Here is a 12202-nt window from a genome sequence, read left to right as displayed (position 1 = left end):
CTTGTAAAATAGAAAAAGTGAAGAGAGGTATGAAATGAGCAAGAAAGATAAAAAAATTGAAATTCAAGTAGCAGATGCTAAAGTTAATGTTGGTAAAGACAGTTTTGAAGGTTATACATTGACTATCGGTAAAAAAGTTATCGGAGAAATTGCCGAATTAGACGGACAATTTGCCATCATAAAGAATGGGAATGTCGATAGTTTTTATAAAAAATTGGAAAAAGCTGTGGAAATTTTGATTGAAAATTATAATTTAGCAAAATAAGTCTTGTTTTTTTGAAATTTTCATGATATAATAGTCCATGTTGATTGTAGGAGAGATAGCGAAGAGGCTAAACGCGGCGGACTGTAAATCCGCTCCTTCGGGTTCGGGGGTTCGAATCCCTCTCTCTCCATTTCGTCAATGGGGTATAGCCAAGCGGTAAGGCAAGGGACTTTGACTCCCTCATGCGTTGGTTCGAATCCAGCTACCCCAGTTCTTAGGTAATAATCAAGATAAAAAGCAAAATATCTTAGGGTATTTTATTTTTATAATTGAAAGACGTGAACGATATGAACATGTCCTTGCGGGTGCTTAGGAAAAAAATTATAAGTATGTCAAGTTTAAGAAAACTTGATTGTTGGAGGATTTTTTAGATGAACGAATTTGAAGATTTGCTAAATAGCGTTAGCCAAGTTGAGACTGGTGATGTTGTTAGTGCTGAAGTATTGACAGTTGATGCGACTCAAGCTAACGTTGCAATCTCTGGAACTGGTGTTGAAGGTGTCTTGACTCTTCGCGAATTGACAAACGATCGCGATGCAGATATCAATGACTTTGTTAAAGTAGGAGAAGTATTGGATGTTCTTGTACTTCGTCAAGTAGTTGGTAAAGATACTGATACAGTTACATACCTTGTATCTAAAAAACGCCTTGAAGCTCGCAAAGCATGGGACAAACTTGTTGGTCGCGAAGAAGAAGTTGTTACTGTTAAAGGAACTCGTGCCGTTAAAGGTGGACTTTCAGTAGAATTTGAAGGTGTTCGTGGATTTATCCCAGCTTCAATGTTGGATACTCGTTTCGTACGTAACACTGAGCGTTTTGTAGGTCAAGAATTTGATGCTAAAATCAAAGAAGTTGACGCTAAAGAAAACCGCTTCATCCTTTCACGTCGTGAAGTTGTTGAAGCAGCTACTGCAGCAGCTCGCGCTGAAGTATTCGGTAAATTGGCTGTTGGTGATGTAGTAACTGGTAAAGTTGCACGTATCACAAGCTTCGGTGCTTTCATCGACCTTGGTGGTGTTGACGGATTGGTTCACTTGACTGAATTGTCACATGAACGTAACGTATCACCAAAATCAGTTGTAACTGTTGGTGAAGAAATTGAAGTGAAAATCCTTGATCTTAACGAAGAAGAAGGACGTGTATCACTTTCACTTAAAGCAACAACACCTGGACCATGGGATGGCGTTGAGCAAAAATTGGCTAAAGGTGATGTAGTAGAAGGAACAGTTAAACGTTTGACTGACTTCGGTGCATTTGTTGAAGTGTTGCCAGGTATCGATGGACTTGTTCACGTATCACAAATTTCACACAAACGTATTGAAAATCCAAAAGAAGCTCTTAAAGTTGGTCAAGAAGTTAAAGTTAAAGTTCTTGAAGTTAACGCAGATGCAGAGCGAGTATCACTTTCTATTAAAGCTCTTGAAGAGCGTCCAGCTCAAGAAGAAGGACAAAAAGAAGAAAAACGTGCTGCTCGTCCACGTCGTCCAAAACGTCAAGAAAAACGTGATTTCGAACTTCCAGAAACACAAACAGGATTCTCAATGGCTGACTTGTTCGGTGATATCGAACTTTAATCAAATTGAAAATTCACAAAATCCTTTGTTTACTAAACAAGGGATTTTTCTTTTGTCTGTAAGCCTTTTTTGATATAATAGTCCTATGTTAGAATCAGAAAAACAATCACGTTATCAAATGTTAAATGAAGAGCTCTCTTTTTTATTGGATGGTGAAACCAATGTTTTGGCTAATCTTTCCAACGCCAGTGCTCTTCTAAAATCACGCTTCCCTAATACCGTATTTGCAGGCTTTTATTTGTTCGATGGAAAGGAATTGGTTCTAGGTCCTTTCCAAGGAGGTGTTTCCTGCATCCGTATTGCGCTAGGCAAGGGTGTTTGTGGTGAGGCAGCTCATTTTCAGGAAACCGTTGTTGTTGGAGATGTAAGGACTTATCCCAACTATATTTCTTGTGATAGTCGAGCTAAAAGTGAAATTGTTGTTCCGATGGTTAAGAATGGTCAATTACTTGGAGTTCTAGATCTTGATTCTTCAGAGATTGATGATTATGATGCTATGGATCGAGATTATGTGGAACAATTTGTCGCTATTTTGCTTGAAAAGACAAAATGGGACTTTACAATGTTTGGGGAGAAAGCCTAATGTATCAAGCACTTTATCGAAAATATAGAAGTCAAAATTTCTCCCAGTTGGTTGGTCAAGAAGTTGTGGCTAAGACTCTTAAACAAGCAGTGGAGCAAGAGAAAATAAGTCATGCTTATCTTTTTTCTGGTCCTCGTGGAACGGGAAAAACTAGTGTGGCTAAGATCTTTGCCAAAGCTATGAACTGTCCCAATCAAGTGGGTGGTGAGCCTTGCAATAACTGCTATATTTGTCAGGCTGTGACGGACGGTAGTTTAGAAGATGTCATTGAAATGGATGCGGCTTCTAATAATGGGGTAGATGAAATTCGTGAAATTCGTGATAAATCTACCTACGCTCCTAGTCTTGCCCGCTATAAGGTCTATATCATAGATGAGGTTCACATGCTGTCTACAGGGGCTTTTAATGCCCTCCTAAAGACGCTGGAAGAGCCAACACAGAATGTGGTCTTTATTTTGGCTACTACTGAATTGCACAAGATTCCTGCTACGATTCTATCCCGTGTGCAACGTTTTGAGTTTAAATCGATTAAGACACAGGATATTAAGGAACATATCCACTATATCTTAGACAAAGAAAATATCAGTTCTGAACCAGATGCTGTGGAAATTATTGCCAGACGGGCGGAAGGTGGAATGCGAGACGCCTTGTCTATTTTGGATCAAGCCCTGAGTTTGACACAGGGAAACGAGTTGACGACTGCCATCTCTGAAGAAATTACTGGTACCATTAGTCTATCAGCCTTGGATGATTATGTGGCCGCCTTGTCTCAGCAGGATGTTCCCAAGGCTTTGTCTTGCTTGAATCTTCTCTTTGACAATGGTAAGAGCATGACTCGTTTTGTGACCGATCTTTTGCACTATTTAAGAGATTTGTTAATTGTTCAAACAGGTGGAGAAAACACTCATCATAGTCCAGTCTTTGTAGAAAATTTGGCACTTCCTCAAGAAAATCTGTTTGAAATGATTCGCTTGGCGACAGTCAGTTTAGCAGATATTAAGTCTAGTTTGCAGCCTAAGATTTATGCTGAGATGATGACTATCCGTTTGGCAGAGATTAAGCCTGAACTAGCTCTTTCTGGGGCAGTTGAACATGAAATTTCTGCATTGAGACAGGAAGTTGCCCGTCTCAAACATGAACTCGCAAATGTGGGCACTGTACCAAAACCAACTAGTCCAGTACCTACCCGTCCAGCAGCGAGCAAGACCGTCTATCGTGTTGATCGCAATAAGGTTCAATCTATCCTACAAGAGGCCGTCGAAAATCCTGATTTAGCACGTCAAAATCTGATTCGCTTACAGAATGCCTGGGGAGAGGTGATTGAAAGTCTAGGTGGGCCTGATAAGGCTTTGCTAGTTGGTTCTCAACCAGTTGCGGCCAATGAACACCATGCTATTCTTGCTTTTGAGTCTAACTTCAATGCTGGTCAAACCATGAAACGAGATAATCTCAACACCATGTTTGGCAATATCCTCAGTCAGGCAGCAGGTTTTTCACCTGAGATTTTAGCCATTTCCATGGAGGAATGGAAAGAAGTTCGCGCAGCCTTTTCAGCCAAAGCCAAATCTTCTCAAACTGAAAAAGAAGCAGAAGAAAGCCTGATTCCAGAAGGATTTGAATTTTTGGCTGATAAAGTGAAGGTAGAGGAAGACTAAAGAAAGATTTCATGATACAATAAGTTTATGAATAGACAACAATTTATTATCATCGCGCTGTTTACAGCTGCTGAGACCTATTTTTTCAATGAAGCCTGGATGACTGGTCGTTATATTATGGCAGCCTTTTGGGCCATTTTGCTCTTTAGAAATTTCCGAGTTAGTTACTTGATGGGTAAAATAGTAGATGTCATTGACCAACATTTAAAAGGAAAAGACTAGTCCTCAGCTTCTAGACAAAATCAAAGCCTTTTAGGCTTTTTTTTGTTATACTATAAAAGTATATTTATTGACCTTTTACCGTATTTTCTAGGGAAATCAAGTATGTTTCCAGTAAGAACTGTAAAGGCCTTGAAAAAGAAAGGAACTATCATGTCAGTATTAGAGATCAAAGATCTTCACGTTGAGATTGAAGGAAAAGAAATTTTAAAAGGGGTTAACCTGACCCTGAAAACAGGAGAAATCGCCGCTATCATGGGACCAAATGGTACAGGTAAATCGACTCTTTCTGCAGCTATCATGGGAAATCCAAACTATGAAGTTACCAAAGGTGAAGTCTTGTTTGATGGCGTAAACATCCTTGAGTTGGAAGTTGATGAGCGTGCGCGTATGGGACTTTTCCTTGCTATGCAATACCCATCAGAAATTCCTGGAATTACCAATGCTGAGTTTCTTCGTGCAGCTATGAATGCTGGTAAAGAAGACGATGAGAAGATTTCAGTTCGTGAGTTTATCACTAAATTGGATGAGAAGATGGAATTACTCAACATGAAAGAAGAAATGGCTGAGCGTTACCTCAACGAAGGTTTCTCTGGTGGTGAGAAAAAACGCAATGAGATTCTTCAACTTTTGATGTTGGAACCAACTTTTGCCCTTTTGGATGAGATTGACTCTGGTCTTGATATTGATGCCCTTAAAGTTGTTTCTAAAGGTGTGAATGCTATGCGAGGTGAAGGCTTTGGTGCTATGATTATCACTCACTACCAACGTCTTTTGAACTACATCACACCTGATGTGGTACACGTCATGATGGAAGGTCGTGTTGTCCTTTCAGGTGGTCCAGAATTGGCTGCGCGTTTGGAACGTGAAGGATACGCAAAACTAGCTGAAGAACTTGGCTACGACTACAAGGAAGAATTGTAATTCCCTCGTATCTTTTAGGAGAAGTAAATGACTAAAGAAAATATTAAACTTTTTTCAGAAATGCACGCTGAACCAAGCTGGTTGGCTGACCTCCGTCAAAAAGCTTTTGACAAGATTGAGACTTTGGAATTACCAGTTATTGAGCGTGTCAAATTCCACCGTTGGAATCTGGGTGATGGAACGATTACAGAAAGTGAGCCATCAGCAAATGTTCCAGATTTCACAGCTCTAGATAATCACTTGAGGTTGGTACAAGTAGGAACTCAAACTGTTTTTGAGCAAATTCCAGTTGAATTGGCTGAACAGGGTGTCGTCTTTACAGACTTCCACTCAGCTTTAGAAGAAATTCCAGAGCTGATCGAAGAATTCTTCATGTCATCTGTTAAGTATGACGATGACAAGTTGGCAGCCTACCATACAGCTTATTTCAATAGTGGTGCTGTTCTCTATATTCCTGATAATGTTGAAATTAAAGAGCCAATCGAAGGTATTTTCTACCAAGATAGTGATAGTGATGTACCGTTTAACAAGCATATTATGATTATCGCTGGTAAGAACAGTAAGATTAGCTATTTGGAACGTTTGGAATCTCGTGGTGAAGGAAGTGCCAAAGCAACTGCTAATATCACAGTAGAAGTCATTGCTCGTTCAGGTGCTCAAGTCAAGTTTGCTGCGATCGACCGTCTAGGTGAAAACGTCACTGCTTACATTAGCCGTCGTGGTAAATTAGGCAACGATGCAAGCATTGACTGGGCAATCGGTGTCATGAACGAAGGGAACGTCGTTGCGGACTTTGATAGCGACTTGATTGGTAACGGTAGCCATGCTGACCTGAAAGTTGTAGCTCTTTCAAGTGGCCGTCAGGTACAAGGGATTGATACCCGAGTAACTAACTATGGTTGCAACTCAATCGGGAATATCCTTCAACATGGGGTTATTCTTGAAAAAGCAACCTTGACCTTCAATGGTATTGGCCACATTATCAAGGGTGCCAAGGGAGCAGATGCCCAACAAGAGAGCCGTGTTCTTATGCTGTCAGACCAAGCGCGTTCAGATGCCAATCCAATTCTTTTGATTGATGAAAATGATGTTACTGCAGGACACGCGGCTTCTATCGGTCAGGTAGATCCAGAAGACATGTACTACCTCATGAGCCGTGGTTTGGATAAGGCAACTGCAGAACGCTTGGTTGTTCGTGGTTTCCTTGGATCCGTCATCGTTGAGATTCCAGTCAAGGAAGTTCGTGATGAAATGATTGCAACGATCGAAGAAAAATTGTCAAAACGCTAAGGGGTAGCCTATGTTAGATGTAGAAGCGATTCGCAAGGATTTTCCAATTTTAGACCAGATTGTTAATGATGAACCATTGGTTTATTTGGACAATGCTGCGACGACACAAAAACCACTAGCAGTTCTGGAGACGATTAACCGCTACTATGAGCAGGACAATGCCAATGTTCATCGTGGGGTTCATACCTTGGCTGAACGAGCAACAGCATCTTATGAAGCAGCTCGTGAAACCATTCGTAAGTTTATCAATGCAGGCTCAATAAAGGAAGTTCTCTTCACTAGAGGAACGACGACCAGTCTGAACTGGGTAGCGCGCTTTGCTGAGGAAGTCTTGACTGAGGGAGACCAGGTCTTGATTTCCGTCATGGAACACCATTCCAATATCATTCCATGGCAGGAAGCCTGCCGTAAGACTGGGGCAGAGCTTGTCTATGTCTATCTCAAGGACGGAGCTCTGGATATGGATGATTTGCGAGCTAAATTGACTGATAGAGTCAAGTTTGTTTCCCTAGCTCACGCCTCAAATGTTCTGGGTGTAGTCAATCCGATTAAAGAAATCACGCAAATGGCCCACCAAGTTGGAGCCATCATGGTGGTGGATGGTGCTCAATCTACGCCTCATATGAAGATCGATGTCCAGGACTTGGATGTGGACTTCTTTGCCTTTTCAGGTCACAAGATGGCTGGTCCGACTGGTATCGGTGTTCTTTATGGCAAAGAAAAGTATCTGGAGCAAATGTCACCAGTTGAATTTGGCGGTGAGATGATTGATTTCGTCTATGAGCAATCTGCTAGCTGGAAGGAGTTGCCTTGGAAATTTGAGGCTGGAACACCAAATATGGCAGGTGCTATCGGACTAGCTGCAGCAGTGGATTATCTGGAAAAGATTGGTATGGATACCATTGAAGCTCATGAGCAGGAATTAATCTCGTATGTCTATCCAAAATTGCAGGCGATAGAAGGATTGACCATTTATGGTTCGCAGGACTTGTCTCAACGTTCAGGTGTCATTGCCTTTAACCTTGGGAATCTTCATCCTCACGACCTTGCTACAGCTCTGGATTATGAAGGTGTGGCAGTTCGAGCAGGTCACCATTGTGCGCAACCTTTGCTCCAGTATTTGGATGTCCCAGCAACAGCTCGCGCAAGTTTTTATATTTACAATACCAAGGCAGATTGCGACAAGCTAGTCGATGCCTTACAAAAGACAAAGGAGTTTTTCAATGGCACTTTCTAAACTAGATAGCCTTTATATGGCAGTGGTAGCAGACCATTCGAAAAATCCACATCATCAAGGGAAGTTAGAAGACGCTGAACAAATCAGTCTCAATAATCCGACCTGTGGAGATGTCATCAATCTCTCTGTCAAGTTTGATGCAGAAGACCGCTTGGAGGATATCGCTTTTCTAAACTCAGGTTGCACCATCTCGACTGCCTCTGCAAGCATGATGACAGATGCCGTTTTAGGAAAAACCAAACAAGAAATATTAGAACTTGCGACCATTTTTTCTGAAATGGTTCAAGGGCAAAAAGATGAACGTCAAGACAAACTTGGCGATGCAGCCTTCTTGTCAGGTGTTGCCAAATTCCCTCAACGAATTAAGTGTGCAACCCTAGCTTGGAATGCCCTGAAGAAAACAATTGAAAATCAAGAAAAACAGTAAGACAAGCTTCTTATGTCTTATGAATCAGTAAAACTGAAGAATGAAAGAAAGGATATTATGGCTGAAGAAAGAGTAGAACCAAAACCAATTGATCTTGGTGAATATAAATTTGGTTTCCATGATGATGTAGAGCCTGTCCTATCGACAGGAAAAGGATTAAACGAAGATGTCATTCGCGAATTATCGGCTGCTAAGGGAGAACCTGAGTGGATGTTAGAATTCCGTTTGAAGTCTTATGAAACCTTTAAAAAAATGCCCATGCAAACATGGGGAGCAGACTTATCAGAGATTGACTTTGATGACTTGATCTACTACCAAAAACCATCTGATAAACCTGCTCGCTCTTGGGATGAAGTTCCTGAAAAAATTAAAGAAACCTTTGAGCGTATCGGGATTCCTGAAGCTGAGCGTGCTTATCTAGCTGGTGCCTCTGCTCAGTATGAGTCAGAAGTGGTTTACCACAACATGAAGGAAGAGTTCCAGAAATTGGGGATTATCTTTACAGATACAGATTCTGCCCTCAAGGAATACCCAGACTTGTTTAAACAATACTTTGCCAAGTTGGTACCGCCGACAGATAACAAGTTGGCTGCCCTCAACTCAGCAGTATGGTCAGGTGGAACATTTATCTACGTACCAAAAGGTGTTAAGGTAGATATTCCGCTTCAAACTTACTTCCGTATCAACAACGAAAATACAGGTCAGTTCGAACGTACCTTGATTATCGTTGACGAGGGAGCGAGTGTTCACTACGTAGAAGGATGTACGGCACCAACTTATTCAAGCAACAGCTTGCATGCGGCCATCGTAGAAATCTTCGCCTTGGACGGAGCTTATATGCGTTATACGACTATTCAAAACTGGTCTGATAACGTTTATAACTTGGTAACAAAACGTGCTAAGGCTCAAAAGGATGCCACTGTTGAGTGGATCGATGGAAACTTGGGTGCCAAAACAACCATGAAATATCCATCCGTTTACCTAGATGGAGAAGGGGCGCGTGGTACTATGCTCTCTATCGCCTTTGCTAATGCAGGACAACACCAAGACACTGGTGCTAAGATGATCCACAATGCTCCACATACAAGTTCGTCTATCGTGTCTAAATCCATCGCTAAAGGCGGAGGAAAGGTGGACTACCGTGGACAAGTAACCTTTAACAAAAACTCTAAGAAATCTGTTTCTCACATCGAGTGTGACACCATTATCATGGATGACTTATCAGCATCAGATACTATTCCATTTAATGAAATTCATAACTCGCAAGTTGCTTTGGAACACGAAGCTAAGGTTTCTAAGATTTCAGAAGAACAACTCTATTACCTCATGAGCCGTGGCTTGTCAGAATCTGAGGCAACAGAGATGATTGTTATGGGATTTGTAGAACCCTTCACAAAAGAACTTCCAATGGAATATGCAGTTGAGCTGAACCGCTTGATTAGCTATGAGATGGAAGGATCAGTTGGGTAAAATTTGTTTTTATATTTACCCATTATCAAGGATTTTGAAGATGAACTTGTAACAAAAAATCGCGGTTTAAAATCGCGATTTTTTATAATTTTTCGTTGATGAAGCGGATAAACTGATTCCACCAAACTTTTAAGAAGAAGGCTTTTTCAACTTTCTTTTCTGCTACCATTTCAAAACTAGGACGTTCTGTGGTGATGTAACCTTGACCAATCAAGTCCTTGTCTTCATAAGTCAAATGTCCAACCACAGTTCCGGCTTCAAGTGGTGCTGGTATTGCCTTAGAATCAGGTGTGAATTGAATAGTTTGGGACGATTGTCCCCCAACACGTTCAATAAGAGTGATATCATCTTTGGCAACGGCAGTGACCGCATCTTCTTTTCCATCTTGTACAGGAGCTTTACTATCTTGGTAGGCATCGCCTTTTTGAACGATTTTACGAAGCGTGAATGTAGAAGAGATATAATCCATTAGTGACGATGTAGCTGTGAAGCGAGCGTAAGGATTATTGTCTTGATGGTCTGCGTTCAAAACAACTGTGATAACCCTCATCCCTTTTTCGACTGTAGTACCAACAAAAGACTCTCCAGCCTTATCTGTTGTTCCTGTCTTAAGGCCATCAAAACCACCGCGATAAGCAGGCATACCTTCTAACATGTAGTTGGTAGAAGTGATTGTCATTCCAGCAAAAGTAGAAGAAGGTTTTTTCGTGATTTCCAAGACTTGTGGGTATTTTTTGATGAGATTGCGAGCAACGATAGCGACATCATAAGCACTGAGCTTGTTTTCATCATCTTTTTTAGATCCTGGGTAAATGTTATCCCCTAAAGTCTCATTGTTAAGACCCGTCGTATTGACAACAGTGGCATCCTGAATGCCCCATTCCAAGAGCTTTGCCCTCATCATATCGACGAAATCTTTTTCTGAGCCAGCAATTTTTTCAGCTAACGCAATAGCTGCACTGTTAGCACTGGATACTAGGGTTGCTTCCAGTAGTTGTTCGACGGTATAATTACGAGCCTCCATAGGAACGTTACTCGCTTCAGAATTTGTCGTTAATTTGTATGGATAATCAGAGATATCTACCGGAGTTGATAGTGTAATACTACCGTTTTCCAAGGCTTCATAGACAAGATAAACAGTAATCAATTTTGTGATCGAAGCAATTTCAACTGGCTGGGTTGCATCTTTCTCATAGAGAATTTTACCGGTATTTGCCTCAACAGCAATTGCATGTTTAGCAGCAATATTAAAATCTTGAGCATCAACAGTAGATGCTGCCCCAATAACGGAAAGGCTTAGGAGAGTTAAAATTATTTTTTTCATAGTAAGTTTATTCTATCATAAAGAAAAAAATATTCCCAGTTTCATGATATAAGAAAGAAGCTTTTTTGAAAGTGTGGTAAAATAGATGAATGGAGGTACTTCATGTTTCGTAAGAATAAATTATTTTTTTGGACCAGTGAGATTTTACTATTAACCATCATCTTTTATTTATGGAGACAGATGGGTGGGATTATAACGCCTTTTGTAAGTGTCGCAAACACTATAATGATTCCCTTTCTTTTAGGTGGTTTTTTATATTATTTGACCAATCCTATTGTAAATTTTTTACAAAAGTATTTCAAAATTAACCGTATCATTGGTATTCTACTAACCTTGTGCGCCTTGGTTTGTGGGCTAGTTATTGGGGTCGTCTATCTCTTACCGATTTTGATTAATCAGCTGACAAGTTTGATTGCTACAAGTCAGACAATCTACAGTCGTCTGCAAGATTTGATTATCGATTTATCCACTTATCCAGCCTTTCAAAATTTAGATATTCAAGCGACTATTCAACAGTTAAATCTCTCTTATGTAGATATTCTACAGAATATCCTAAATAGTGTAACGAATAGTGTTGGAAGTGTCTTATCTGCGCTCTTTAGTACTGTTTTGATTATTATCATGACACCTGTATTTTTAATTTATTTTTTGTTAGATGGCCACAAATTCTTGCCGATGCTTGAGCGTACTGTTTTAAAGCGAGATAAGTTGCATATTACAGGTCTTTTAAAAAATTTGAATACTACAATTGCTCGATATATTAGTGGAGTTGCTATTGATGCGATTATTATTGGTTGTTTGGCCTTTATCGGATATAGCGTGATTGGTTTGAAATACGCTTTGGTCTTTGCCATCTTTTCAGGATTGGCCAATCTCATTCCTTATGTTGGACCAAGTATTGGTTTGATTCCGATGATTATCGCCAATGTCTTTACTGATCCTCATAGAATGCTGATTGCAGTTGTTTATATGTTGATTATTCAACAAGTAGATGGGAACATCCTTTACCCTCGAATCGTTGGTGGAGTGATGAAGGTTCATCCAATTACGATTTTAGTATTACTTTTGTTATCAAGTAATATCTATGGTGTCATTGGCATGATTGTCGCAGTACCAACCTATTCTATCTTAAAAGAAATTTCTAAGTTTTTATCACGTTTGTATGAAAATCATAAAATAATGAAAGAACGAGAAAGAGAATTAGCTAAGTAAAAATCAGGAAATTCCTGATTTT

Annotated in this window: 12 protein-coding genes and 2 tRNA genes; 13 read left to right on the top strand and 1 reads right to left on the bottom strand. The window is 40.2% G+C overall.

Annotation, left to right across the window (positions count from 1 at the left end):
- The first annotated feature begins 34 nt into the window (after window positions 1–34).
- From QM843_RS00350 to sufB, 12 genes are all read left to right on the top strand, one after another.
- A complete protein-coding gene (locus QM843_RS00350) occupies window positions 35–265 on the top strand; it encodes a DUF2969 domain-containing protein (RefSeq protein ID WP_000037113.1) in 231 nt (76 codons plus the stop codon).
- Between the two features lie 49 nt (window positions 266–314).
- Window positions 315–395, top strand: a tRNA-Tyr gene (locus QM843_RS00345).
- Between the two features lie 9 nt (window positions 396–404).
- Window positions 405–476 (top strand) — tRNA-Gln (locus QM843_RS00340).
- Between the two features lie 160 nt (window positions 477–636).
- Window positions 637–1839 (top strand): 30S ribosomal protein S1, encoded by a 1203-nt coding sequence (gene rpsA, locus QM843_RS00335; RefSeq protein WP_001001630.1) that lies wholly within the window; start codon window positions 637–639, stop codon window positions 1837–1839.
- 85 nt (window positions 1840–1924) lie between these two features.
- Complete coding sequence (locus tag QM843_RS00330) at window positions 1925–2422, top strand: GAF domain-containing protein (protein WP_414304255.1); 498 nt, start codon at window positions 1925–1927, stop codon at window positions 2420–2422.
- On the top strand, window positions 2422–4077 hold the full coding sequence (gene dnaX / locus QM843_RS00325) for a DNA polymerase III subunit gamma/tau (protein ID WP_414304254.1): 1656 nt from the start codon (window positions 2422–2424) through the stop codon (window positions 4075–4077). Before QM843_RS00330 ends, dnaX begins: the two co-directional genes overlap by 1 nt.
- 27 nt (window positions 4078–4104) lie before the next feature.
- Window positions 4105–4299: a DUF3272 domain-containing protein gene (locus tag QM843_RS00320; RefSeq protein ID WP_001081602.1), complete on the top strand. Its 195-nt coding sequence runs from the start codon at window positions 4105–4107 to the stop codon at window positions 4297–4299.
- 150 nt (window positions 4300–4449) lie between these two features.
- A complete protein-coding gene (sufC, locus tag QM843_RS00315) occupies window positions 4450–5220 on the top strand; it encodes a Fe-S cluster assembly ATPase SufC (protein ID WP_000114489.1) in 771 nt (256 codons plus the stop codon).
- Window positions 5221–5247: 27 nt separating this feature from the next.
- Entirely contained in the window at window positions 5248–6510 is a 1263-nt protein-coding gene (gene sufD, locus QM843_RS00310; protein ID WP_084865025.1) for a Fe-S cluster assembly protein SufD, read from the top strand.
- Window positions 6511–6520: 10 nt separating this feature from the next.
- A complete protein-coding gene (locus QM843_RS00305; RefSeq protein WP_033684975.1) occupies window positions 6521–7747 on the top strand; it encodes a cysteine desulfurase in 1227 nt (408 codons plus the stop codon).
- Entirely contained in the window at window positions 7734–8174 is a 441-nt protein-coding gene (gene sufU, locus QM843_RS00300) for a Fe-S cluster assembly sulfur transfer protein SufU (RefSeq protein ID WP_033684976.1), read from the top strand. Before QM843_RS00305 ends, sufU begins: the two co-directional genes overlap by 14 nt.
- A gap of 57 nt (window positions 8175–8231) precedes the next feature.
- Window positions 8232–9644, top strand: coding sequence for a Fe-S cluster assembly protein SufB (gene sufB / locus QM843_RS00295; RefSeq protein ID WP_000797054.1), 1413 nt, complete (start codon window positions 8232–8234; stop codon window positions 9642–9644).
- Window positions 9645–9726: 82 nt separating this feature from the next.
- Here sufB and pbp3 read toward each other — a convergent pair whose 3' ends face one another.
- Window positions 9727–10968: a D-alanyl-D-alanine carboxypeptidase PBP3 gene (pbp3, locus tag QM843_RS00290; RefSeq protein WP_023947791.1), complete on the bottom strand. Its 1242-nt coding sequence runs from the start codon at window positions 10966–10968 to the stop codon at window positions 9727–9729.
- Between the two features lie 102 nt (window positions 10969–11070).
- Between pbp3 and QM843_RS00285 the strand changes: the two genes are divergently transcribed.
- Window positions 11071–12180, top strand: coding sequence for an AI-2E family transporter (locus QM843_RS00285; RefSeq protein ID WP_023947789.1), 1110 nt, complete (start codon window positions 11071–11073; stop codon window positions 12178–12180).
- The last annotated feature ends 22 nt before the right edge of the window (window positions 12181–12202 follow it).

The sequence above is a fragment of the Streptococcus mitis genome, from assembly GCF_047463435.1.
GTDB classification, from domain to species: domain Bacteria; phylum Bacillota; class Bacilli; order Lactobacillales; family Streptococcaceae; genus Streptococcus; species Streptococcus mitis_DS.
The sequence above is the reverse complement of the archived record's forward strand: the minus strand, read 5'-3'. Positions and strand labels throughout refer to the sequence as shown.